This is a genomic window from Psychrobacter pacificensis (assembly GCF_900101915.1).
In the GTDB taxonomy this organism is placed as follows: Bacteria; Pseudomonadota; Gammaproteobacteria; order Pseudomonadales; family Moraxellaceae; genus Psychrobacter; species Psychrobacter pacificensis.
Map to the genome: position 1 here is coordinate 1 of NZ_FNAL01000026.1, position 22,399 is coordinate 22,399.

A 22,399-nucleotide genomic window follows, 5' to 3' on the forward strand; every position below is an offset into this window, starting at 1 on the left:
TCAGTCACAATAGTTGTGGCGTTGTTAGCCCGTCTGTCACAAGCCTTGTTATTAGCATGCTTTGCTCGGTAACCTCGTAGGCTTTTATTACGCCTAAGCTCTCTTGATATGGTACTGGGACTTCTGTTTAACACCCTCGCTATAAAATTAATACTATGTTTTGCCCCTTTAAGGGCATAAATCTGGTATCGTTCACCTAGGCTTAGATGTGTATAGCTCATGGTTGCAATCTCACTTTGGTCGGTGGATAAAAACTTTGATGCTAGCGCATCTAGGTCTTTTTTTCACCTTGCATTTGGTATTGCACTTCATGTGTTAATCTAAGTAATAAATGATAATGCTTGATATCACATCATACAGATCGATAGCTATAGCTTAATAGCTACTATGCGTCGTTGGTGCAGTTGATACTTGGACAAAAGTTTCATTTGGTTTGATTAAGCCCAAATCTAAGCGAGCGTGCTCTTCTACCGCCTCAAGTCCAGTTTTTAGATCTTGCACATCGGTACGTAATAGATTGTTTGCTGCCACTTGGTTATCATTTAAGCGTTGTTGCTCTTCAATTTGAGCCGTCAACTTGCTATGTTCAAAATGGCCATTTTCCCCCAGCCAATACTGATATTGCAATCCCAAAAGCACTGCAACGGCTAGAGCAAGTAGTATAAATTGGCTAAAATATTTCATAAGATGACAACGCCAAACAACATAGAAAGAATGATATAAGAGTTTTAAGATAATTAGGCGATACACAAATGATTATATATCGCCTAGATTCAATGATAAGTTCGGCTTTTGAGCTTAGACTTTTTGACGCATATTACACGTTAAAAAGCCAAGTCAGTCTGTTAACCACGTAGACCGATAAACTCTTCACGGCCACGGTAGCTTGCACGTACTTGCTGCTCGATACGTAGCAATTGGTTGTACTTAGCAACACGGTCTGAGCGGCATAGTGAGCCTGTTTTGATCTGACCGGCAGCGGTACCAACTGCTAAATCCGCAATGGTGCTGTCCTCAGTCTCACCTGAACGATGTGAGATAATCGTGGCATAGCCATTTTTCTTCGCCATATAAATCGCATCTAGCGTCTCTGACAATGTACCGATTTGGTTGAACTTAATCAAAATGGCATTGGCAATATGCTTATCAATGCCTTCTTGCAAGATTGTAGGATTGGTCACAAATAGATCATCACCGACCAACTGGACTTTATCACCAATCTGCTCGGTCAGATACTTCCAACCATCCCAATCTGACTCATCAAGACCGTCTTCGATAGAGATAATAGGATACTGACGCGTGAGCCCAACGAGATAGTCTGAGAACCCTTGGCTATCAAAGGCCTTATTACCTTCGCCTGCCAAGACGTATTGACCGTTCTTGTAAAATTCACTAGCCGCACAGTCTAGCGCAAGATGAATGTCTTCACCCGCTTTGTAGCCGACTTGTTCGATCGCCTGCATAATAACCGTGATGGCTTCTTCGTTGCTACGTAGATTTGGTGCAAAACCACCTTCATCACCAACAGCGGTATTTAAGCCTTGTGATTTCAATACAGACTTTAAGCTGTGGAAAATCTCTGTACCAGCACGCAGCGCTTCTGAAAAGCTGGTAAAGCCAACTGGCTCAATCATAAACTCTTGAATATCAACGGTATTGTCCGCGTGCTCGCCACCATTTAGGATGTTCATCATTGGCACAGGCATGGTCAATGACGTCTGATTACGCAAGTTAGCAATATACTGATGCAATGGCAGATTCTGTGACTTGGCAGCCGCTTTGGCCGTCGCAAGTGACACCGCTAGCATGGCATTCGCACCAAGGCTCTCTTTGTTTTCTGTGCCGTCTAGCGCAATCATGGCATCATCAATACCCTGCTGTTCAGTCACATCTTTATCAATCAAAGCACTGCGAATCTGACTGTTGACGTTGGAAACGGCTTTTTTAACGCCTTTACCCATATAGCGAGATTTGTCGCCATCACGTAACTCAAGCGCTTCACGTGAGCCTGTGGATGCGCCACTTGGCGCCGCAGCACGGCCGACAGTGCCATCAGCTAAGATCACATCAGCTTCGATAGTTGGGTTGCCGCGCGAGTCTAAAATTTCACGAGCGCGAATGTCTTTAATTGCGGTGACGTTGTTGGTTTCTTCAGCGTACATAATGTCTGTTAATTCCTTTGGTCATGCCAAGTTTGTGAGATAAATAACGGCAGCTAGCATACAAAAAAGATAAAGAAAAATATCATATAGCCAATATACCTAGAATCCCTTCAAGCCTTTCTGCCATATGGCTGTATTTGCATATGAAGGAAGGCTTATTGAACAGATTAACGGTTGGCTATCGTGCTTGGCATCATAGCATATATTTTACCAAACTTCCCTTATCTTACACTGACTTGCGGTCATAAATATCATCATAGATAGGTATATCTCAAATACTCGTTTGGTCTACGTTGATGAAATATCAGTGCTAATACAGCAATTATTATTTCGCTAAACGCGTTTCATTGGTGTGCGGGTCAGATACCGTATTCTCAAGCGCAACCTCTGTCTTAAATCGTGTCAAGCGTAATGCATTCATCAAAACTGAGATGGAGCTGAGTGCCATCGCTGCTGCTGCAATCATCGGATTTAAGAAGCCCAAAGCGGCAAGCGGGATACCAAGGCAGTTATAAATGAAAGCAAAAAACAGATTTTGTTTAATATTGCGTAGCGTTGCTTGGGCAATCTTCTGCGCCGCATCAATATGCATGAGCGACTCGCCCATTAGACGGGCAGAAGCGCTGTGCTGCGCGACATCTGTTCCCTCAAACATTGCAAAGCTGGCATCGGCAGTGGCCATCGCTGGCGCATCATTGACCCCGTCTCCTGCCATCGCCACCTTATGACCAGCAGTTTGCAGCCGTGCAATTTGACTGGCCTTATCGCGTGGACTCATTTTGCCGTAAGCTTTTTCAATACCCAGCTGCCCTGCCACATGATCGACGACCGACTGCTTATCACCACTCATCAAGATCACATTAATACCCGCATTTTGTAGCGCAGTGATTGCTTGCGGGGTATCCGCTTTCAAGTCATCTGCTAAGGCAAATGCGCCTAGTGGCTCATCATTGATACTAATGGCAACGGTACTGGCAATTTGCCATACTTTTGGCATCAGCTTAGGTAACGTCATATTAGCAAATTCAGCCGTCCCGACGTTTACTCGTCCAAGTCCTTCGATGTTTGCCTGTATACCAGATCCTTTTATCACACTGATATCAGTCACATCGAACAAAGACAGCTGATGCTCTTTAGCCGCGTTGGTCAAAGCAGTTGCCAATGGATGACTGGCATGTGCTTCGACACTGGCGGCGATCTGCAAGACATCATTAACAGCGATCGACTTATCCATCATGACATGATCGACGATAGTGGGTCTGCCAATGGTCAGCGTGCCTGTCTTATCGAGCACCACCGTGTCAATATTCCCTGCCGCCTCGAGACTTTGCGCGTCTTTGAACCACACGCCATGACGCGCCGCAACCCCCATACCCGCCATGATAGCTGCTGGTGTGGCCAAACCAAGGGCACAAGGGCATGCAATGACCAATACTGATACGGCGTGCATCAAGGCAGTATCGACCATACCAGTCAGCCACCATGTTAGGCCAAAAGTAACCAACGCAATAGTGACCACGATTGGCACAAACACAGCAGTCACTCTATCCGCCAATCTTGCCAAGTTAGCTTTTGAGCCTTGCGCATCACTCAATGCTTGTACCATATCGCCCAGCTTGGTGTCACTACCCTTGGCACTGACGCGATAGAGCAAACTACCATTCTCCACCAAAGCACCTGCCAGTAATCCATCGCCCACTTCTTTTTTAAGGGCAATTGACTCACCTGTTAAGTGACTCTCCACGCACCAGCCGCTACCATCTGTGACGATGCCATCGGTCGCGATACGGCTACCTTGCTTGGCACGTAGGATGTCACCTACTTGTACATCAGACAGTGCAATAGAGTGAAAATCACCATTTGGCTGCTGCTGCTCGACTTCATCAGGCGTTAATGACAATAATAAATCAATGCTGTTGAGGCTATGCTTCTTGGTACGTTCCTCTAAGTATTTACCAGTCCGCACAAACGCAATGACCATCACCCCTGCTTCAAAATATACGGCTGGGCTATTACTAGCACCGTGTCCGCCCATGTGTCCACTTTGCAAGAGGCTCCCCAAAGTGCCATCGCCATGAGTAAGCCACAGATAAGCCGAATATGCCCATATCGTCACGGTACCAATCACCACCAGTACATCCATATTGGCAAGACCGCCTTTGATGGATGCCCATGCGCTCTTATAGAATGGTAACGCAAAGCCAAACTGTACAATCGTCGCTAAAATAAACTGAATCCAAATGGGCGGCATCCACGCCATCCCAGCACCCACCAACATGCCTGCCATACCCACCAAAAATGGCACCAAACACAACCATAAACCAATCAATCGCCATGGATATTGGGTGGCTGTGTCTTCATCTGTTTTTGCAAATAAACTGTCGCTGGCCTGTAGATTGGCAACAAAACCCGTCTTGTTTACCCATTCTGTGACCTGTTCTGGCGTCGTTTGCGTCGGATCATAATCTACATTTGCCGTCTCACCAGCAAAATTCACACTCACTTCATACACCGAAGGCTTTTTATTCAGCACCTTTTCGATTCGTGAAGCACAGGCCTGACACGTCATGCCATCAATCGCCAATTGCAGATGCGCACGTTGCGGTGCAAGTGGCGTATTTGATTGAATGTCAGTCTCGACATCGTAGGATCCATCACTAGTGGTACGGGTAGTATCATTCATAAAAATAACTCTTTATAGCGTCTATATACTCATAGAAGCCATAATAAAATATCAGTGGATTGACAAAAAAATCAAATGAAACAAGTAAAACACGATAACAATCAGTATGAATACGCTGTTTAGGCTACCCAGTTATTATAGACAGACATATTGCAATATATTCAGGTAGCACCTATTAGATGGTCACAACCATCATCTATTCAAGTAAGCCTCAATCATTTAGTAAATAGCAGCAAACTAGGACAGCCATGGACGTAATCTATAGTCAGAATTTTTAACCATTAAAAAACCAGCTAACATGCCAGTAATAACATGGTAGCTGGTTTTGTAGATAGATGACGACATTTATGAATTAGCGACAGTCGCCTCAAATCCAGCCTCATCAATGGCCGAAGCAATCGCTTCTGCACTGGTTTTGCTATCATCAAAGGTGACCGTCGCTAGATTGTCAGCTAGATCAACGGTGATCGTATCTAAACCGTCGATGTCGGCAGTAGCAGTATGTACACTTGCCACACAGCCGCTGCAAGTCATGCCATCAATTTGAATAATACGTGTTTGGCTTGCCATGGTTAGCTCCTTATTTTTATTAGTGAAAAGTAGCCTTGATAGCTGTTCTTCAATATTTACTTCTCAAAACCTATCAAAGTACCACTAAACAAGCATAAGCCCTATCATCAGCGACAGCAAGACACTTTGGTTGTTACTTTATTAACGAGATGCTATTAACAAGACAGGAACTTCTTAATAAAAACCTGAACGCTACTCATTGCTTATGTAGCATTCAGATCGTCCATATATCTTAGTCTCTATGATGCGGATTTTGCGGCGCATCGATAGGAAATGGCTGAGTCACATAATCAACCATACTAATCGCCGCCGTCAAAGCATGAATACTCGTATCCGTATCATCATAACTGACCGTTGCAACATCATGCACAGGATCTAGATCGATAGCAGTCACGCCTGAGATATTCTTAAGAGCGGTCATTACACTATCTAGACCATCTTCATCGTCGATATTTTCTATACTGACTTGTGCGGTTTGAATCGCCATTGCATCACCCTCTTATCATTTATAATATCAATGAGTATCTAATGTCTCAAAGCCTTTGACCAAATCATCAATTTGCTTAAGCTGACGCAAAAACGGCTCTAGCTGGCTCATGCGCAGCGCACATGGCCCATCACATTTCGCCGTTTCTGGATTTGGGTGCGCCTCTAAGAAAAGCCCTGCCAATCCTGTCGCCATACCAGCACGTGCCAGTGTCGTAATCTGCTCACGGCGCCCACCTGCACTGTCACTACGCGCGCCTGGCTGCTGCAAGCTATGTGTCACGTCAAAGAATACGGGGATATCCATCTGCTTCATGGTATCAAATCCGAGCATATCAACGACTAAGTTGTTATAACCAAAGGCGCTGCCACGCTCACAAAGTATCAGCTTATCATTACCGCCTTCTAGACACTTATTGACAATATGTCGCATCTCATGCGGCGCCAAAAACTGTGCCTTTTTGATATTAATAATCGCGTTTGTCTTTGCCATCGCATGAACCAAGTCCGTCTGACGTGACAAAAAAGCTGGCAACTGGATAATATCAGCAACTTCAGCGACTGGTGCTGCTTGATGAGGTTCATGTACATCAGTGATAATCGGTACTTGGAATTTTTCTTTGATTTGCCCGAGCCAATCGATACCTTGCGCGAGTCCCGGCCCTCGGTATGAATGCAGGCTCGAGCGGTTGGCTTTATCAAAACTCGCTTTAAACACATAGCCGATACCCAAGCGCTCACATATCTCAACGTATTGCTCAGCAATCTCAAACGCCAACTCTTTAGATTCTAAGACGTTCATCCCACCAAATAATACAAAGGGTTGATCATTACCAATGTTGATCGTCTTATTATTAGGCGTGTTAAGTGCAATGTGTGATTGCGCCGTTAATAGGTTTTCCATTTAGCCACTACCTCTTATTTTGTTATTAATATCTCTATCCCATATTGTAACCGATAGCCTGATTAAAAAAAGTATGCAAGCGTAATTAGAGATTATTAATGAGGATATTGACTCGTTAATAACAACAAACAACCTGAGTTGAGCAAAAAAAAGACCAATCCGAAGATCAGTCTTTTTTATAATAAATACTTTTACTTTACACTACATTATATAGAGTTACTCTATTATGAAAACTATTTTGCTTCGCTATGGTTCTTCGCCGCTTTGACAAAACTATTAAACAGTGGATGACCACCGCGTGGTGAGCTAGTAAATTCAGGATGGAACTGTACAGCAACAAACCATGGATGCTCGCTAATCTCTACCGACTCTACCAAATGCTGCTTGGCAGAATAACCAGATATAGTCATACCTGCTTGCTCTAATGGCTCAATATAACGGTTATTCATCTCATAACGATGGCGATGGCGCTCAGTGATATTGTTAGCACCATAAATCTGGCTTAGCTTGCTACCAGAAACCAGCTCTGCTTGCTGCGCGCCTAGGCGCATGGTACCGCCGAGGTCTGAGTCATCGCTACGAATCTGTAGCTCGCCGCGCTCATCTAACCACTCAGTGATCAGGCCAATGATAGGCTCAGCTGTCTTACGATCAAACTCAGAAGAGTTGGCATTGATATTCAGTACATTGCGCGCATACTCTATCACGGCCAGCTGCATACCAAGGCAAATACCTAGATACGGCACATTATTTTCACGAGCATAGGTGATGGCTTTTATTTTACCCATCGTACCGCGCTCACCAAAACCGCCTGGTACTAAGACAGCATTGGCTTCTTTTAGCTGCGCTAGTAGAGTGTCGTCATCTTCTAAACGCTCAGCATCGATGTAGTCGATTTTGACATCGACTTTATGCGTGATACCTGCGTGTAGCAATGCTTCGTTGATCGATTTATAAGCATCTGGTAGCTCAACGTATTTGCCAACCATCGCAACTGTCACTGTTCCTTCAGGATTTAGCTGGGCTTCAACTACTTTATCCCAATCGCTCAAATCCGCTTCGGGCACATCAAGACCGAAACGCTCACAGATGAGATCATCAAGGTCTTGCTCATGTAGCGTGCGCGGTATTTGATAAATACTTTGCGCATCTTCACACATAATGACCGCACGCTCTTCAACATTGGTAAACAGTGCAATCTTACGACGGTTGTCTTGTGAGATATGATGATCAGAGCGGCAGATTAAGATATCAGGCTGTAGACCGATAGAACGCAGCTCTTTTACAGAGTGCTGTGTCGGCTTGGTTTTGGTCTCACCGGCACTGGCAATATAAGGTACTAAAGTAAGATGCATCAGCATGGCACGATTGCGCCCCAGCTCTACTTGCATCTGACGGACAGCTTCCATAAAAGGAAGGGATTCGATATCACCGACGGTACCGCCAATCTCAATAATAGCAATATCATATCCTTCGCCGCTCGCGAGGATTTTGTTTTTGATTTCATCGGTAATATGCGGAATAACCTGTACCGTACCGCCAAGGTATTCACCGCGACGTTCTTTATTTAAAACATTTTGATAAATACGGCCACTGGTGAAGTTATTACTTTTACTCATTTTTGAGTGACGTAAAAAACGCTCATAATAACCCAAATCCAAATCTGTCTCTGCGCCATCTTCGGTGACGAACACCTCACCATGCTGAAACGGACTCATCGTACCTGGATCGACGTTAATATACGGATCCATTTTGGTCATCGTGACAGTCACGCCACGTGCTTCTAAGACCGCTGCAAGAGAGGCTGCGGTGATACCTTTTCCTAGTGAGGACACTACCCCACCGGTCACAAATATAAACTTGGTCATAGTACTCTGTCGGTAATTGGTAAAGAAGGATTTTACTAAAAATACGCCACAAAATATAGGGCAAAAATGCAAACTGTCTGAAACTCTTGTTTTCTACCTCAGCGGTAGACTTTTGTCACAAATAATACATACAACAAAAAAACCCACCCCGAAGGATGAGTTTTTTATAATACGTTTTCTAATGTTTAGATTAGAATTTGTATTCAATACCCGTACCTACAATCAAGTCATCTTTGTTATTGTCACGGCTGATTTGCCCTGCATAAATATGACCCGTGGTCGCTTTATTGAATGCATATTCTCCACCAACTGCGATTTCATTTACATCAGCATCTTTTACGCCTTTTTCGTCAGTGGTATTAACATACTGTGCTTTAACTGCCCAAGGTGTTGCACCAACTTTATATTTACCACTAATTAGCCAAGATTTTTCATCTTCACTGGCTTTGTTAACGCGGTTGTTGTTAACGATGCTATAATTATCGTAGTATTGGCTTTGTTGGTATAGAGCACCTAAAGTTAAGCCCGAAACCATATTCATTTTGCCCATATCTAAACCAGCAACCAAACGCCACGTATTATCAATCACGCCAGTATTTACATTGTTAGCACCCATGTCTTTGTCATAAGCACCGGCTAGATAAACACCATTTTTGTCATAGGCTAATAAAGCAGAATAACCGTTATCTTTTACTTTTCTATCACGATAGACTGCAGGCTTCGCACCAGATGCTGCGGAAACGAGAATATCACCGTCGGCATCAGTTTCTGATAATGCGGTAGCTGCCATAAAACTCACTGGCATACCGACAATAACAGGTGATTGATAGGCCACCATATTGTTAGCACGGTATTCACCTGAAACACCCGCATTTTTAATATCAAATAAGCTATCATTAAACACGTCAACTTTGTTTTGTGCAAGTTTCAATGGGGTATCATGGCGTCCCGCTAGTACAGTACCTAAAGTGTTGTGGGCTAAGCCTACATAAGTATTACGTGATCTAAACTGTTGGCTATCGTCATCAACATCAATACCATATTCCAATTGATAGACTAATTTAGTGGTATCAGTAAGATCATCTTCACCTTTAAAACCGATACGTGATTGATTAGAGTTAAGTTTAAATGTATCTTCATCTGTCTTGTTAGCTGCATCGTAGTCTGTACTAACATAATCTAAGGTTAAAAATGCTTTACCATATACAGTTGGGGCGGCGTTGGCTGCAGATACAGATAGGGCGGCGACGGCTGTGGCTAAAAGTAATTTTTTCAAAGGGTATCTCCACTTTACGATTTGAGTGATAAATTGGCTAAGATTGGCCGATATATATAATGGCAGGGTGACTACCCTATAGAACATTTATATATATGAGCTAGAAGCATTACTTAGACACAACTTTACCAACCAAATATTACAGTAAGGTGAAAAAACCAAAATTTACACAAATGTTATTATTAATTTTACGGATTCTGTTATTTAAGACACGCTGTTGTTCAAGACACAGTATTGATTACAAAACAAAAAAACTCACCCCGAAGGATGAGTTTTTTATAATACGTTTCTAATGTTTAGATTAGAATAAGTATTCTAGACCGCCACCGATAGCGAGTACATCAATATCACCACGTAAGTCGATTTCATTAACATTGCCGTCTTCGTCTCTCGAACCAAAACGACCATTGTTTAATTCCGCTGAATTTAGACCAGCATAGGCATGAGCGATCATATTATTTTTAAACGCATATTTGCCACCTACAACGACTTGATTTGAGTCATTATTCTCAAGACCACTGATATTGTCGGTTTTGTCATACTGAATATAAACAGAGGCTGGACGGGCAAAATTCGAAAGACCCATTTCAGCACTCACCACTAAACCGTCCTCTGTTGCAGTAGTAGTACCGGCATAGTCAGCTTCTTGATATAGAACGCCTAACTTTACAGGAGCTGCGATATATTTACCTAAATCGACGCTAGCACTGCCACGGATAATATCACCACTAACACTCATGTCTTGCTCATAAGCAATACCAGCGGTAATGCCTGTACCTGGATCAAACATCAATGAGGCACCATAGCCTGCGTCACGACCACTCTCAGATATAAAGTCTTCATCAGCACCATACATCAGCGCAAGCGCTAATGGTAGGTCATTGTATTTAGGCGCTTTCCAAACGATTGAATTATTGATACGGTTACCAACGGTCGGGGTCAAAATATTAGCAAAGCTGTCGTTGTTGTTCAGAGTACTAGAGCCAAGATTATCCCAATAACCTTCATTAACTGATACGTTATTGATATAGTCAATGACTGTGTAGTTACGACCAAAGCGGAATTCACCGAAGTCTTTGTTTACTAGACCAAGATAAGTATCACGACTTTTGAAGCCAATGTTATCGCTACCACTATCATCAACTTGAACGCCGTACTCTAATTGGTAAATTACGTCAGTGTTGGCCGTTATCGCTTCAGAGCCTCTGAAGCCTAAACGTGAAAGCTTAGAATTAACTTGTAATGAACCGTTGTCTTCATTAATTCTGTTATTATTATCCATATTCTGACCATCAATTTCAGCATTAACGTAATCAGTAGTAACGAATACTTTACCATAAACGGTAGGTGCTGCCTGTGCGGCAGATACAGATAGAGCAGCAACGGCTGTAGCTAAAAGTAGTTTTTTCATGGGGTATCTCCACTTTACAATTTTAGTAATGAGCGAGCTATTATTAGCCGGTGCCCAAAATGGTATCGTCACAAATCCTCAAAGATATAATGTGTAACTGGCTACCGAGATTAGTCAGAAACAAGTGTGGCGAAGTTCTATTACAGTAAGATAAAAAACCATGACTCACATGACTGGGATTAAACAACGTAACTGCCATGTAAACTTAAGTCTTATGCGTCCTACTGCGTAACATCCGTTACCAAACTCATACTTCGAGTACAAGCATAACAACTTTGACATAATTTGCAACATATTTTTTCGCTTTTTCGATACCCCCAGTATCAAATGACAAGTCACCTATAAAATCCAAATAGCTACAAAAAAAAGCACTATCTACTCAAGCAGATAGCGCTTTTATTGATTAATATCATTACTTATAGTATTAAAATATTTTAATAAAAACAAAATAATTGCCCAAGAAATAGCGCTATCCATTGATAAATAAATAGCGCTTATGAAGAATCGACCAACGTATTTATGACATATTTAGCGTTACAAACGAGCAAGATTAGATACTACACCTTAGACTTCAGCATACGCTAAAATACCCATTGCTAAGCCGGCCTCTCTAAGCATTGGCTTTTAGATCAAGGCGCGCTTGATGCAACAATGGTTCAGTATAGCCGCTAGGTTGCGCGCGTCCTTTAAAGACCAAATCACAGGCTGCTTTAAATGCATAAGAGTTATCAAAGTTATCTGCCATTGGCTGGTAATCACTATCGCCTGCATTTTGCTCATCGACGACTTTTGCCATACGTTTCATTGTGTCCATCACTTGCTGCTCGCTTACCACATCATGATGTAACCAGTTGGCAATATGCTGGCTAGAGATACGTAAGGTAGCACGATCTTCCATCAAGCCAACATCATTGATATCAGGTACTTTGGAACAGCCTACGCCTTGGTTTACCCAACGTACCACATACCCTAAGATACCTTGAGCATTATTTTCAAGCTCTTGCTGCTTCTCTTCTTCTGTCCAATTGGTATTTTTTGCCAATGGAATGGTCAAAATATCATCTAAGCTCGCACGCTCACGTGATTTAAGCGTATCTTGTACATCGGCCACGCTAACTTGATGATAGTGTATGCTGTGCAAGGTAGCGCCCGTTGGTGAGGGTACCCAAGCCGTACTGGCACCAGATTTCGGATGAGCCGCTTTGGTGTCCATCATCTCTTTCATCTCATCAGGTTTTGCCCACATACCTTTACCAATTTGAGCATGACCTTGCAGACCAGTCTCTAGACCGATATCAACGTTCCACTGCTCATACGCAGGTAGCCATGCTTGCGACTTCATGTCGCCTTTTGGCACGAACGGACCGGCATTCATACTGGTATGCATCTCATCACCCGTACGATCTAAGAAACCTGTATTAATAAAGATAACACGCTCTTTTGCTTGGCGAATCGCTTCTTTCAGATTGACTGTGGTACGGCGCTCTTCGTCCATGATACCGATTTTGAGCGTATTACGCTCTAGACCCAATAAGTCCTCTGATGCGTTGAACAAATCATTGGCCATTTTAACTTCTTCAGGGCCATGCATTTTTGGCTTCACAATATACATAGAGCCTTGGCGTGAGTTTGATAGCTCGTTTTTGCCTTTGATATCATTGAGTGATAATAATGGTGTGATTAAACCATCCATTAAGCCTTCAAATATTTGCTCTTGGCCATTGCCTAAATCAACCAAAATTGCGGGGTTCTGCATGAGATGACCCACGTTACGAATCAAGAGTAGCGAACGACCTGGCAAAATCAGCTTACCGCCATCAGGTGTATTATATTCACGATCTGGGTTTTGTTTGCGAGTACGGGTTTTGCCACCTTTTTCAAAGGTCTCTTGTAGATCGCCGTTCATCAAGCCAAGCCAATTGCGATAGACTTCCACTTTTTCTTCTGCATCTACAGCAGCGACCGAATCTTCACAATCTTGAATCGCAGTGATGGCTGACTCAAGTAGCACGTCTTTGATATTTGCTGGGTCATCTTTGCCAACTGGATGATTGGCATCTATTTGAATCTCAGCATGCAAGCCATTGTTTTTGAGCAAAATACCAGAGGGGCTATCTGCCTCGCCGACATAACCGACGAACTTAGCCGTATCTTTTAGTTCGGTACTGCTATCACCCTGTACGACTTCAAGCTTGCCATCGATCACTTTAAAACTGGTCACATCATTGTAAGAGCCTGATGCTAGTGTGAAATGCTCATCTAAAAATGCTTTGGCATAAGCGACAACAGCAGCACCGCGAGTAGGATTATAGCTACCACCCGCTTCTTGACCATTGTCACTACTGATAACATCGGTGCCATACAACGCATCATATAGGCTACCCCAACGTGCATTAGTCGCATTTAATGCATAACGAGCGTTACGTACTGGTACGACCAGCTGCGGCCCTGCGATGTGCGCGATTTCGTCATCGACATTTTCTGTACTGACCGTAAAGTCATCACCTTCTGGCAGCAGATAACCGATTTCCTTCAAAAACGCTTTATAAGCTGGATAATCGATTTCGCCATCTTTTGCAGGGTGTTGTAGGTGCCACTCATCAATCTGTGCTTGAATCTTGTCTCGAGTTTCTAGCAACGCTTTATTACGTGGCGTAAATTCCTTGATAACCTTCTCAAAACCTGACCAATAACTGTCTGAATCAACACCAACTTTTGGCAGCACTTCGTTTTCAATAAAGTCATACAACTGTTGGTCAATGGCAAGAATGCCTTTTTGAATGCGATTGGCGTTAGAAGACTGGCCCATGTCGTTATCCTTATCTATTGGTGAGTATTGGTAATACTAAATTGCTACAGCGACTATTTAAGACTCGTTATTTTTATCAACAATTATTCATACAATAAAAGATATCATTGCTACCTACGACAACCTATGGTATTTAATGCTGATAAATAATTATTCATTAAAGATTTTTTCATCAGCCCTAAAATAGACTGTATAAATCTTCTGTTTTGATACGAGAATTGTCATTGGTATAATGCTTGCGATTCTCTACTAAGTGCTATTGATAGCAAGACACTGTGACTAAAGAGCAAAATCTCATCCTACTATCAAATAATAAAATAAACAAGCAAAATCCATTTAGAAAATAAATATTGGGGTTGTATAATAATGATATCGTATAAGATGTAAGCCTCACAGACCATGAATACTAACTAGAAATTAATGAATGCTCAGTTGAGACTAAACTGTAAGTAATCATTACCATCTATAGTTATATAGTGAAACCATTATAAAAATGGTATAGCAAGATTAAACGCTATTTTTCGCAGCCTCTGGAGACGCAGTCACAGCAAGCAAGAAAAGTAGCGTTTAATCGAGCGCGTTTCCTATGCTGTATCAATTTTATTGAGGTTCTACTATACTTAAATACTGTCCATGATCTAGACAACTTACTTAGCCGTAGTAACTGTAGCCCATTATTTTGAAAGCATCTATAAATTAGCTGCTTTAAATTCTCATTTATAAAAAAGCCCTTTTAGATTATGACTATAAACCAGCCCGACCTCTCGTCCTTACAATCATCAGCGCATGGTACTAATCACTACGATATTCATAAGGATAACCTCGAAAAAGAAGCGCCCTTTTCACCAGTAAATGTCGTTGACGAAAGCAGTATGGACGTAGGGGAAGACAGCGTCGATATCACTCACCTGCGCACACCTATAAAAGTTGATCTATCCCCTATTTATAATTTTTTGGGTGCGCGCACGACGCAAGCTTGGGTAGATGCGGCTATAGAGAACCTACCACTTATCATTCAGGATCATGCCAATTGCGAAAAAAAAGCCGCAGGCACTGCGATGAATTTGATATTTCGGTATGAGTTCTCTTATGATTTGCAACGTAAATTGGCACAGCTCATACGTGAGGAGATGCTACATTACGAACAGGTGCTTGGCATCATGAACGAACGTGGCCAGGACTGGAAGTATTTGAGTGCAGGTCGCTATGCCAAGGGCATGCTGAAACATAAACGTACTTATGAGCCAGCAGCGATGGTCGATGTACTGATCATTGGTGCGTTCATTGAAGCGCGCTCTTGTGAGCGTTTTGCAGCGTTGGCGGAAGTCATTGATGATGCGCGTTTAGCGAAATACTATCGCTATCTACTAAAGTCAGAGAGCCGCCATTTTGAAGATTACCTTGCGCTTGCCCAGTCATTATCAGATGATAATATCGATGAGCGCGTTGCGTTTTTTAAAGAAGTAGAAGCAGAATTAATAGACAGTCCAGACGCGGAGCTACGCTTTCATAGTGGTACGCCTGCTTAACTATTTATTGTCTTCCATCAGAGGGCTATCGTACTGTTTATGGTCTTTGGCGACGTGATGCGGGTCGTGATCATCTGTGACACGCTCTGCAGCCGCAGGATTGGCTTTTTGCAGCGCATCATCAGGCACGATACCATCATTGTCGTCAGCATCTTTTAGTTCATGCTGCTGTTGTTTTGGCGACTGCGCTGCCTCTGCTGGTTTTAATGAGTGATTATTGGGATTATTCATAGCATTTCCTTATGATAGAAAGATCAAAGTAAATAAAGTGAATGAAGGATGTGCCCTAGATCATAAAAAAACTATCTGTCTTTTTTATGATCTTTTTCGTCAGGGTTTAGCACCCGTGTCTGGGCATTATCGACAGTGGCATAGCGATTCGTGTTGTTAATTTTTTGACTATCAGGCCCTTCGCTTGCAACGGTGCTTTCATTGATATTATCATCAAAGCCATTACCTGGTTGATCGCGGCGATCTGGCTGGCGCGCTGGGTTGTCACCATCATTGACGTGCTCAGACTCTACTATACCCTCTTCAAAAGTGTCGGTACCTTTATTTTCATTGACGTTTTCTTCGAGCTCCTCATGGTTTTTCACCGTTTGAGCACTGTCTAAAGTTTCATGCGTGTCCGTTTCTGCGATTCGAGTTTTACTTAAAGCAGGATCTCTGGTTTCCATTGTTTTGTCCTTATTATAATTATTGTTCGTATCGATAACATATTGTGCTTATCATTTGTTAGTCGTCTCGACTCAAATCATAAGCATTTAGGTCCGATACGTTTTTGCCACCCGCAGGCAGATTTTCTTCTTTGCGCGGGTCAACATAGACCTCGTCTGTCTCCTGTGAGGCTTGTTCCGGACCATCTATATTTGGCTGGTACTTTCGGCCTTCGTAGCTGCCTTGAGGATTTTCTTGCGTCGTAACGGCGGGATCCTCTACAAGGAATTTTTCTTCAGTATTGTTTTTTTCTGGCATGGTCATGGCGTCTCCCTCGCATTATTTATTATCGTTATCTGATTAGTGCTTTGGACGTATGCTGCAAACACACTCTTATTTGTCAGTGCGTAGGTCATCCTCAATGAACGCTGTTTGCTCTTCTTCACTTAGTGATTCAGGTGCATCGACTTTTTTGTTGTCTTCTAGATTTTTCTCAATCTCTTGACCGTTTGCTTGCTCTGCTGCTTTTTTGATGTCTGAGGTATCATTGTTCGTCGTACTCATGATGTATTTCCTATTTTTATTGTTAACTGAATTTAGAGTTTCTCCGGTGCGGCATCATTATGTACTCAGCCACTTTTAGACAGTTGCTTTTGTTCAGTTACTTTTAGATAGATGAGTGATGAGGTTTTTGATAAAAATAATAAACTGCACCAGAATTGATATTAATTATAGATAGAATATTGTGAGCTGCACCAGTGTACTGCCGTATCAATATGTGAATAAATGTGAGGTTACAAGACAGTTTGTAACTTTTACAGCGCATTAACCAGAAAAACCAAGCACTGGTATGTACCAATACTTGGTTAAATAGTGTTTGACTAAATAGCGCTTGGTCAAATGATGAAGATAGCACTCAATCAGTTAGCTGGACTCTTCAACACCATTAATCACTTTCAATAAGTGCTCTTGAGCAACGTGTGGCGTCTCCCCTGCTGCTGGCTGAAGCTGCTGCCAAACGCCTGTGCCATCCAGTGTCCACGCTTGCGTGTTGTCTTGTAAGTAATTGATCAAACCATCTTGATATATCTGCTTAAAAAGCTTCTTATTTTCGATTGGAAAGGCCACCTCAACGCGGTGGAACAGGTTACGATCCATCCAGTCTGCGCTGCCACAATACAAACGCTCATCCCCATTATTATAGAAATAATAAATACGGGTATGCTCCAAAAATCGGCCAATAATAGAGCGTACAGTGATGTTTTCAGATAGGCCTTTTACTTGCGGACGCAAGCAACACATAGAGCGCAGGATCAGCTCAATTTTGACGCCTGCCTGCGAGGCGTCGTACAGCTTATCGATCAGGCGCCGCTCGGTCAAGGCATTGGCTTTGACGATAATATGAGCGCGCTTGCCTGCTTTAGCATGGGCAATCTCATCATCGATAAAGCTCATTAGTTTTTCGTGCAACGTAAAAGGGGCATGTAGCAGTTTTTTGAGATTGGCAGGTTTGCCCATACCAGTGAGCTCTTGAAATATCTTATGCACATCTTCTGAGATATCAGGATCGGCACTGAATAAGCCATAATCTGTATAGACCTTGGCATTGGCCGCATGATAGTTGCCTGTGCCTAGGTGGACATAGCGGCGGATTCGATCTTCTTCACGGCGCACGATGAGCATGAGCTTGGCATGGGTCTTGTAGCCGACGATGCCATAAACCACAACCGCACCTGCTTCTTGTAAATAGTTGGCGACAGCAATATTGGAAGCTTCGTCAAAACGCGCACGCAACTCAATGACGGCAGTGACTTCTTTGCCATTTCGAGCGGCAGCGGCAAGCGCTTTGACGATCTCTGAGTTGGTACCTGAGCGGTATAATGTCTGCTTGATCGCCAACACTTTGGGATCGCTAGCTGCCTGCCAAAGCAGATTAATAATGGGTGAAAATGCATGAAACGGATGATGCACGAGCACATCGCTTTTACGCATAGCGGCAAACATACTGGATGATTTATCTGATTTATCCATCTCTCGGCGAAAGGCTTTTGGCACGGCATAAGTAAATGGCTGATAACGCAGTCCCGGAATATTAAAATCAAACAATAAGCGCGTCAGATTCACAGGGCCATTGACACGATACAGCTGATTGTCATGCAACTCAAACTCATTGAGCAGATACTCACTGATGTGCGCTGGACAGTCGGTTGTGACCTCAAGACGGACTTTGTCACCGAAACGGCGGTTTTCAAGCTCGCCTTCTAGCGCTTTGGCGATATCTTCTACATCATCCGCCAGATCTAAATCTGCATTACGCGTGAGCCTGAATTGGTGACAACCCGTCACACTCATACCAGGGAACAGCTCACCGATATGCTCATGAATGATGGCGGACAGCATCACATGATGCTCTTTGCCGCCCGTCAGCTCATCTGGCAGACGAATCACACGCGGCAGACTGCGCGGCGCTGGAACAATCGCCAAATTGATGTCGCGGCCAAAAGCATCTTTGCCTTCTAATGTGGCAATAAAGTTTAAGCTTTTATTGACCAAACGCGGGAATGGATGCGCAGGATCAATGCTAATCGGTGTCAATACTGGCACGACTTGCTCGGTAAAATAACGCTTCATCCATGCAGACTGCTCGGCATTGAGCTCATCACGTTTTAGGTAGCGGATATCCTCGAGCGCAAGAGCGGGCAAAATATCTTCATTCAGAATGCGATATTGCTCATTGATAGCGTCGTGAGTGATCGCAGAGATCTCGTTTAACACCTCGCTTGGACGCATACCATGCGCACTGGTCGATACGTCACCGATATTGAGCTTTTGCATGATACCTGCAACACGAATCTCAAAGAATTCGTCGAGATTCGATGAAAAAATAATGAGAAAAAACAAGCGCTCAAGCAGTGGGTGACGAGGACTGGCTGCCTGCGCCAATACACGCAGATGAAACTGTAATAAGGACAGATCTCGGTTGATATAACTGCTGGGTGAATAGCTGCCGTCTTCTGAGCGTTGCCAGTCGATGTCGGTCAGATCATTATAGTTACTGCTTACGCTCATATTTTTATCAACGTTTTCGTTGCCATCTTCACTCACACTATTAACGTCGATAATCTCGTTCATATCACCGCTGTTCTGATTATTATTTATCTCTACCACGTTACTACTCCTTTTGCGTTATCGATACGCCGTCGTCTTTATACTATCGTCTTAAAGGTTATTAACTATTATTCTTTCCCGTTATTCTTGTTGTTAAGGCTTCTTTTAAAAGATTAAGACGCTTGCGGTAATACCGCATTTTTCATGCGTTTTTTGATAATACGTTGCTTGTTGCGCAAGCCTCTGTCACCTTGATTGTCTTCGTAATACTTTGGATTGGTAAGCATCCCAATGAGGAGCGCTGATTCGTCTCGGTTCAGATTGGCCGCAGATTTATCAAAATAATGATGCGCGGCGGCATCGATACCATAGATACCGTTACCAAATTCTGCCACATTAAGATAAGCGGTCAAGATACGCTGTTTGTTCCACAGCGTTTCTATCATGACAGTAATGACAGCCTCTTCTGCCTTACGCACATAAGAGCGATGCGAAGTCAAAAATAGGTTTTTTGCTAGCTGCTGCGTAATGGTTGAGCCACCAGCGGACATTTTGCCCGTTTCTTCATTTTTCTTTTGTGCCGCTTTGATACCTTTAATATCAAAGCCATTATGCTGGCTAAACGTGGAATCTTCACTCACGATCGCTGCTTGTTTGACAGACTTGGCGATGGCATCGTACTCAGCCCATGTCTGCGTGACCGTGCCACCCGTTAGGCGATGCGTCAACATAAACATACTGTTGTTAATCGGCTGCGTTTTCCAGATTAGTAGTAGTCCGGTGACCAAAATATGGAATGCGACAACCAATAACATAATAGCCAATAACAGACGTTTGATGAACTTGCCAAAACTTGTCATGCGCGATATCCGAGTGGTTAAAAAAGTAATAAGATAAGGTTGATACTCTATCAATGACTATGAGACATCAACTAAGAATCAATGATTATAAACGGGCTATGTATAGCCAATCATTAACTGTTGAGCATTCGTCATTAATAACGATCAATAGCAGGTCATCTTACCTAATCTCACAATCGCTGTCATTATTTACCCCACTTCTTTATCATGTAATGAGCTATAAACAGTATTCACTTTTTATTTAAGGGTTTAAGATAAGTACTTTATAACAAGCATAAAAATAAGAGAATAAATATGCATAATGGTAATAATATAAAAGCACTGCGCGCACGTATTATTGAAGCGAGCCCAAATCTTTGCAGCGCTGAAAGTTCTGATAAGTGGTGGCTACTCGGTACCTCTGGCTGCCATCTGTGTGAAATCGCTGAGCAACTTATGGTGCGCTTTCAAAGCGTACAACCTATTACCTACGAGAATGTCGATATTGCAGACTTTAATGAAGATCTGATGATGGAGTTTGCCACCACCATTCCCGTAATTCTGACGCCATCAAAACGATTAGACTATCCATTTTCAGTCATGGATTTACAGCAACTGTTAGCTCACAACTAACGGCACTTTGTTTTGATGTTATAGAGCTTTTAAATTTCTTATATTAGAATATCTACCGCTAATTTTAGCTAGTATGGTATTTCAATATTTGCTAGACTACTTTTATATTCTGTTTGGTAAATTGATTATGCTAATGATTTACTGATCAATAATCTCAACTCTCTAACCTTGCACTCTGTTAAATCATATACATACAATTCTCAGCGAAAGCACCTATGACCCCTGCCGTCAAATCCGTACACATAAACTTGGGAGATTTTAATTACGCAGCCTGACGATAATAATCAAACCACACCTGTCTTGGCGATTGATAGCCCAAACCCTTTTGAATCCTCGTCTGATTGTAGTACAGCTCGATATAACTGATAATATCATTGATGGCTGTGAACCTTGTTTTATAGTCTTGATGATATACTAATTCATTCTTTAATACGCCCCAGAAGCTTTCTATCGGAGCGTTATCGAAACAGTTGCCTTTGCCGCTCATTGAGCCTATAAATTGATGCTGCTTAATGGTCTTGTGGTAGGCGTGACTGCAATACTGGCTGCCTCTGTCAGAGTGAACGATTAGCCCTTTGTTTGGACGTTTATTCTTGATGGCCATATTTAGTGCTTTGCAAACTAAATCTGCGGTCATACGCTTGTTAATAGCGTAACCGACCAGCTCTTTGGTGTATAAGTCTTTGACCCCTGCTAAGTACAGCCAACCCTCATTCGTCCAGATATAGGTGATGTCGCTGACCCACGACTCGTTAGGGCGCTTAGCATCAAACTTCTGATCCAGTACGTTTGGATAGACCAGCTTGTTGTGATTGGAGTCGGTGGTGACTTTAAAGCGCTTATGACTACGACATTTAATGCCGTGTTGCTCTTTGATGCTTCTTATCATATACAGGCTAATGTTATGGCCTTGCTCGCTTAGATGAGCATGCAGTCGATCTGCGCCATAACGTTCTTTCGTTTCATTGTGAGCCGCTTTAACCAGTAATTCAGATTGGTTGCGATGTATCTGTTGGTCGCTGAGATCACGACTTAGCCAGTCGTAATAGCTTGATGGCTTAACCCTTAACACACGGCACATAGTGATGATGCGAAAGAGGAACTGGTTGTCTTTGATAAAGGCGTACCTGACTAACTGTTTCTCGCGAAGTACGCCGTCGCCTTTTTTAGAATTTCGCGCTCCTCTTCGGCTACTTTAAGCTGCCGCTTGAGCTGCTTTATTTCTTGAAGAGCACTCATAAGATCAGGATCATATTGTTCTGTGCCAATAAGCTTGCCTTGATTGGCTTTGTTCTGCCAGTTCGATAACGTTTGCATCGCTATGCCAAGTTGCTTGGCTGTGGCTGAAACATTACCGTTATTGTCTGCTATCTTCTTAACGGCTTCTGCTTTAAATTCGTCACTGTAGGTTCTTACTTTCTTGGTCATGGTAAACTCCGATTAATACGCTTAGTTTACCAAGTT

Annotated in this window: 20 protein-coding genes; 2 read left to right on the forward strand and 18 right to left on the reverse strand. The window is 42.8% G+C overall.

From position 1 onward, the window contains the following. From BLR43_RS14075 to BLR43_RS11830, 11 genes are all read right to left on the reverse strand, one after another. A partial coding sequence (locus BLR43_RS14075; protein ID WP_143007435.1) for a helix-turn-helix domain-containing protein occupies positions 1-221 on the reverse strand: 221 nt, incomplete at its 3' end. Positions 222-375: 154 nt separating this feature from the next. Then, complete coding sequence (locus tag BLR43_RS11785; protein WP_093071244.1) at positions 376-684, reverse strand: septum formation initiator family protein; 309 nt, start codon at positions 682-684, stop codon at positions 376-378. Between the two features lie 161 nt (positions 685-845). Beyond that, positions 846-2,162 carry a phosphopyruvate hydratase gene (gene eno, locus BLR43_RS11790; RefSeq protein WP_058024089.1) on the reverse strand — a complete coding sequence of 439 codons (1,317 nt, stop codon included), beginning with the start codon at positions 2,160-2,162 and terminating at the stop codon, positions 846-848. 325 nt (positions 2,163-2,487) lie between these two features. Continuing rightward, positions 2,488-4,845 (reverse strand): heavy metal translocating P-type ATPase, encoded by a 2,358-nt coding sequence (locus BLR43_RS11795; protein WP_093071245.1) that lies wholly within the window; start codon positions 4,843-4,845, stop codon positions 2,488-2,490. Between the two features lie 345 nt (positions 4,846-5,190). Beyond that, a complete protein-coding gene (locus tag BLR43_RS11800) occupies positions 5,191-5,415 on the reverse strand; it encodes a heavy-metal-associated domain-containing protein (protein ID WP_071002129.1) in 225 nt (74 codons plus the stop codon). 232 nt (positions 5,416-5,647) lie between these two features. Beyond that, a complete protein-coding gene (locus tag BLR43_RS11805; RefSeq protein WP_093071246.1) occupies positions 5,648-5,902 on the reverse strand; it encodes a heavy-metal-associated domain-containing protein in 255 nt (84 codons plus the stop codon). Positions 5,903-5,929: 27 nt separating this feature from the next. Next, on the reverse strand, positions 5,930-6,805 hold the full coding sequence (kdsA, locus tag BLR43_RS11810) for a 3-deoxy-8-phosphooctulonate synthase (RefSeq protein ID WP_093071247.1): 876 nt from the start codon (positions 6,803-6,805) through the stop codon (positions 5,930-5,932). Between the two features lie 233 nt (positions 6,806-7,038). After that, the gene (locus BLR43_RS11815) at positions 7,039-8,673 is read right to left on the reverse strand and encodes a CTP synthase (RefSeq protein WP_093071248.1); all 1,635 of its coding nucleotides are present in this window, start codon (positions 8,671-8,673) and stop codon (positions 7,039-7,041) included. A gap of 190 nt (positions 8,674-8,863) precedes the next feature. Further along, positions 8,864-9,949: a porin gene (locus BLR43_RS11820; protein ID WP_093071249.1), complete on the reverse strand. Its 1,086-nt coding sequence runs from the start codon at positions 9,947-9,949 to the stop codon at positions 8,864-8,866. 301 nt (positions 9,950-10,250) lie between these two features. After that, entirely contained in the window at positions 10,251-11,360 is a 1,110-nt protein-coding gene (locus BLR43_RS11825; RefSeq protein WP_093071250.1) for a porin, read from the reverse strand. A 610-nt stretch (positions 11,361-11,970) separates the two neighbouring features. Next, positions 11,971-14,169, reverse strand: coding sequence for a malate synthase G (locus BLR43_RS11830; protein ID WP_093071251.1), 2,199 nt, complete (start codon positions 14,167-14,169; stop codon positions 11,971-11,973). Between the two features lie 872 nt (positions 14,170-15,041). Here BLR43_RS11830 and BLR43_RS11835 point away from each other — a divergent pair. After that, a complete protein-coding gene (locus BLR43_RS11835) occupies positions 15,042-15,698 on the forward strand; it encodes a MiaE family protein (RefSeq protein WP_093071261.1) in 657 nt (218 codons plus the stop codon). Here the strand turns inward: BLR43_RS11835 and BLR43_RS11840 are convergent, their stop codons facing one another. From BLR43_RS11840 to mtgA, 6 genes are all read right to left on the reverse strand, one after another. Then, on the reverse strand, positions 15,699-15,929 hold the full coding sequence (locus tag BLR43_RS11840; RefSeq protein WP_093071252.1) for a hypothetical protein: 231 nt from the start codon (positions 15,927-15,929) through the stop codon (positions 15,699-15,701). It abuts the gene before it with no gap. A gap of 71 nt (positions 15,930-16,000) precedes the next feature. Then, entirely contained in the window at positions 16,001-16,375 is a 375-nt protein-coding gene (locus tag BLR43_RS11845) for a hypothetical protein (RefSeq protein ID WP_093071253.1), read from the reverse strand. A 58-nt stretch (positions 16,376-16,433) separates the two neighbouring features. Next, positions 16,434-16,679 carry a hypothetical protein gene (locus tag BLR43_RS11850; RefSeq protein WP_071002139.1) on the reverse strand — a complete coding sequence of 82 codons (246 nt, stop codon included), beginning with the start codon at positions 16,677-16,679 and terminating at the stop codon, positions 16,434-16,436. Between the two features lie 69 nt (positions 16,680-16,748). Continuing rightward, entirely contained in the window at positions 16,749-16,919 is a 171-nt protein-coding gene (locus tag BLR43_RS13655) for a hypothetical protein (RefSeq protein WP_167337591.1), read from the reverse strand. Positions 16,920-17,279: 360 nt separating this feature from the next. Beyond that, entirely contained in the window at positions 17,280-19,424 is a 2,145-nt protein-coding gene (gene ppk1, locus BLR43_RS11855; protein WP_244265499.1) for a polyphosphate kinase 1, read from the reverse strand. A 212-nt stretch (positions 19,425-19,636) separates the two neighbouring features. After that, on the reverse strand, positions 19,637-20,323 hold the full coding sequence (gene mtgA / locus BLR43_RS11860) for a monofunctional biosynthetic peptidoglycan transglycosylase (RefSeq protein ID WP_093071255.1): 687 nt from the start codon (positions 20,321-20,323) through the stop codon (positions 19,637-19,639). Between the two features lie 294 nt (positions 20,324-20,617). Here mtgA and BLR43_RS11865 point away from each other — a divergent pair, with 294 nt between their 5' ends. After that, a complete protein-coding gene (locus BLR43_RS11865; protein ID WP_075106799.1) occupies positions 20,618-20,935 on the forward strand; it encodes a glutaredoxin family protein in 318 nt (105 codons plus the stop codon). Between the two features lie 262 nt (positions 20,936-21,197). On the opposite strand, the gene BLR43_RS11870 is transcribed toward BLR43_RS11865, so the two are convergent. Next, a protein-coding gene (locus BLR43_RS11870; protein WP_093071256.1) for an IS3 family transposase occupies positions 21,198-22,363 on the reverse strand; the annotation gives its coding sequence in 2 pieces (ribosomal slippage) (positions 21,198-22,105 and positions 22,105-22,363; 1,167 coding nt in all). Between the last annotated feature and the right edge of the window lie 36 nt (positions 22,364-22,399).

Excerpts from the sequence above, each read along its gene's own strand:
- BLR43_RS11825 (WP_093071250.1), bottom strand. The coding sequence starts at position 11,360 with ATGAAAAAACTACTTTTAGCTACAGCCGTTGCTGCTCTATCTGTATCT.
- mtgA (WP_093071255.1), bottom strand. The coding sequence starts at position 20,323 with ATGACAAGTTTTGGCAAGTTCATCAAACGTCTGTTATTGGCTATTATG.
- BLR43_RS11850 (WP_071002139.1), bottom strand. The coding sequence starts at position 16,679 with ATGACCATGCCAGAAAAAAACAATACTGAAGAAAAATTCCTTGTAGAG.
- BLR43_RS11800 (WP_071002129.1), bottom strand. The coding sequence starts at position 5,415 with ATGGCAAGCCAAACACGTATTATTCAAATTGATGGCATGACTTGCAGC.
- BLR43_RS11865 (WP_075106799.1), top strand. The coding sequence starts at position 20,618 with ATGCATAATGGTAATAATATAAAAGCACTGCGCGCACGTATTATTGAA.
- BLR43_RS11815 (WP_093071248.1), bottom strand. The coding sequence starts at position 8,673 with ATGACCAAGTTTATATTTGTGACCGGTGGGGTAGTGTCCTCACTAGGA.
- ppk1 (WP_244265499.1), bottom strand. The coding sequence starts at position 19,424 with ATGAGCGTAAGCAGTAACTATAATGATCTGACCGACATCGACTGGCAA.
- BLR43_RS11840 (WP_093071252.1), bottom strand. The coding sequence starts at position 15,929 with ATGAATAATCCCAATAATCACTCATTAAAACCAGCAGAGGCAGCGCAG.
- BLR43_RS11830 (WP_093071251.1), bottom strand. The coding sequence starts at position 14,169 with ATGGGCCAGTCTTCTAACGCCAATCGCATTCAAAAAGGCATTCTTGCC.
- BLR43_RS13655 (WP_167337591.1), bottom strand. The coding sequence starts at position 16,919 with ATGAGTACGACGAACAATGATACCTCAGACATCAAAAAAGCAGCAGAG.
- BLR43_RS11785 (WP_093071244.1), bottom strand. The coding sequence starts at position 684 with ATGAAATATTTTAGCCAATTTATACTACTTGCTCTAGCCGTTGCAGTG.
- BLR43_RS11805 (WP_093071246.1), bottom strand. The coding sequence starts at position 5,902 with ATGGCGATTCAAACCGCACAAGTCAGTATAGAAAATATCGACGATGAA.
- BLR43_RS11845 (WP_093071253.1), bottom strand. The coding sequence starts at position 16,375 with ATGGAAACCAGAGATCCTGCTTTAAGTAAAACTCGAATCGCAGAAACG.
- kdsA (WP_093071247.1), bottom strand. The coding sequence starts at position 6,805 with ATGGAAAACCTATTAACGGCGCAATCACACATTGCACTTAACACGCCT.
- BLR43_RS11795 (WP_093071245.1), bottom strand. The coding sequence starts at position 4,845 with ATGAATGATACTACCCGTACCACTAGTGATGGATCCTACGATGTCGAG.
- BLR43_RS11835 (WP_093071261.1), top strand. The coding sequence starts at position 15,042 with ATGGACGTAGGGGAAGACAGCGTCGATATCACTCACCTGCGCACACCT.
- eno (WP_058024089.1), bottom strand. The coding sequence starts at position 2,162 with ATGTACGCTGAAGAAACCAACAACGTCACCGCAATTAAAGACATTCGC.